3 protein-coding genes are annotated in these 2296 nt (G+C 58.6%); all 3 read right to left on the bottom strand.

The window, feature by feature from the left end:
* The coding region (locus HCK86_RS24000; RefSeq protein WP_210260026.1) for a hypothetical protein at nucleotides 1-277 on the bottom strand (277 nt) is incomplete at its 3' end.
* Nucleotides 278-353: 76 nt separating this feature from the next.
* Complete coding sequence (locus HCK86_RS23790) at nucleotides 354-1385, bottom strand: IS110 family transposase (RefSeq protein WP_176086981.1); 1032 nt, start codon at nucleotides 1383-1385, stop codon at nucleotides 354-356.
* A 114-nt stretch (nucleotides 1386-1499) separates the two neighbouring features.
* Nucleotides 1500-2256 (bottom strand): IS5 family transposase gene (locus HCK86_RS23795; RefSeq protein ID WP_176086980.1). Its coding sequence is split into 2 segments (ribosomal slippage): nucleotides 1500-1929 and nucleotides 1928-2256, totalling 759 coding nucleotides; the frame shifts between segments, so codons are not numbered across the junction.
* Between the last annotated feature and the right edge of the window lie 40 nt (nucleotides 2257-2296).

Below are 2296 nucleotides of genomic sequence, written 5' to 3' on the forward strand. Positions count from 1 at the left end.
TCAGGACTTCGGTAAAGGGGCCGTTCCAGTCAAGCGAAAAGTGACGGCCGCAGCAGCGCCATTGTGCTGCCACTGCGGTAAATAATCCCGACAGATTCCTTTCGCCGATGTCTGACTTTGCTTTTACCCTCGTTTGAGGTCGCCCCGGGTTCATGCTTCGGTCCGTGGTCAGCGCGATGGCTGCCAACATGATGCTGGTCCAGTGCAGCAATTCCGATGTGCCCATCTCATTGGCGTGCTCGACCGAGGCCGGCGACAGTCCTGACCACGGCATCATCGGAACCGCGTCCCTGTTGGGACCTCGAAGGTCTGCGTTCAGAAAGACGTCAACGACATGGTTCTGCTATAAACGCTCAGGCCGACTTGGCGATCAACGGGACTGTGGAGAATTCCGTACCATCCCTCCACATCCGGTGCAGGATTGTGCCCATGCGCCTTGCCAAAGCCACCATCGCGCGCTTTGCACCTCGGCGTTTGGCAACTTGCACAGCCCAGCTTCTCAGCCATGTCGAACGGCCCCGATGGATCATGACGGTAGCCGCTTGGCACAAGGCTCTTCGTAGACTGGCGTCGCCAGCTCTCGTAATGCCGCCAATCACGTCGCGCTCCCCCGACTGGTTGCGCGATGGTGTAAGGCCAACCCATGGACCAACTTTCTTGGATGACGAGAACCGCGCGGGATCATCGACAGCGGATCGGAAAGTTAAGGCGACGACCGCCCCAATCCCCGGCATCGTCATCAATAGTCGGCACACCGCGTCATCCTTCGCAAGCAGACGGACCTGACGTTCGAGTCCGGCTAGTTCCTGGCGCAGGCTGGCGCGCGCACGTAACATCGGCCCGGCCGCTGCTTGCAGCATGGCATTGCCATCCACCAATTCCCTAATCCGGGCGCCGAACTGGCCGCGTGAGATGGCGCCAACCTTCAGGCCAAAGTTTCTCAGCAGTCCGCGTAGAGATAGCTCCAGCGCGATCATGCCCTGCTGGATCGCCTTGCGGGCAGCCAAAAGCGCGCGAACCTCCTGTGCCGACACGGATTTGCAATGTACAGGCCTGAACCAGCCCATGTGAAGCAGTCGGGCAATTCCTTCTGCGTCGCGCCGATCCGTTTTGATCGGCATTGCCTTCAGAGCACCCTTCACTTGCCGGGTTTCCATCAGGACAACATCCAGCCCGGCATCGGCCAAGCCGCGATGCAGCCATTGGGACAGCGGTCCGGCTTCCAGTCCAATGATGGCGACCGCTCCCTCCAGGGTGTTTGCAAAGTCCACGATCGCCTGGGGATCACTGGGAACCTGCGCTTCCTTCGCGATCTTGCCATGCTCATTGATCACACAGACGGCGGTCTTCGCCAGCGACACATCCAGTCCGATAAACAGCTTCATCCCGTATTCCTCCGATTGAGACTGATACGGGAACAGCGACAGCGAGCCGTGAGCAATTGCAAGATGCTTGAGCCGGTGGTTCACGGCGCAGGCCCCGTTACAGCATCTCATTGATCAGAGCCAGAAGATGACGGTTGCGGCGAGCGCGATTGCTGAGAAGAATGCCATTGGGCACCTATCGTAGCGCGTTGCGACACGCCGCCAGTCTTTAAGACGCCCGAACATGATCTCAATCCGGTTGCGCCGTTTGTAGCGGCGCTTGTCGTACTTGATGGTCTTGTTCCGGGATTTCCTGCCCGGAATGCAGGGAGTTATCCCTTTCGCCTGTAAAGCGTCGCGAAACCAGTCGGCATCGTAGCCACGGTCGGCCAGCAGCCATTTGGCCTTGGGAAGCTCATCAAGCAAGGCGGCGCCGGTGTAATCGCTGATCTGCCCTGCCGTTATGAAGAAACTGATCGGGCGACCATTCGCATCCGTTACGGCATGAAGCTTGGTGTTCATGCCGCCTTTCGTGCGCCCAATCAGGCGGCCCTCACCCCCTTTTTACCCGCAGACTGGAAGCCGTACGGTGAGCCTTGAGATAGGTCGCGTCGATCATGATGGTCTTTCGCTCTGAAGCCTCAGGCGTAGCCAGGCCTTCCATCATCTGGATAAAGATGCCCTTCTCGCCCCAGCGTTTCCAGCGGTTATAAAGCGTCTTGGAGGGGCCGTATTCCTTCGGTGCATCGCACCACCTGAGCCCATTGCGGTTGACGAAGATGATGCCACTCAGAACACGCCGATCGTCTACGCGCTGACGGCCATGGCTCTTGGGGAAATAGGGCTGAAGACGAGCCATTTGCTCGTCCGTCAGCCAAAACAAATTACTCATCAGTCAGGCTCCTGCACACCCGTCTGAATCATAGTCGTCA

Origin of the sequence: Martelella sp. HB161492 (assembly GCF_013184775.1) — a bacterium.
Lineage (GTDB): Bacteria > Pseudomonadota > Alphaproteobacteria > Rhizobiales > Rhizobiaceae > Martelella.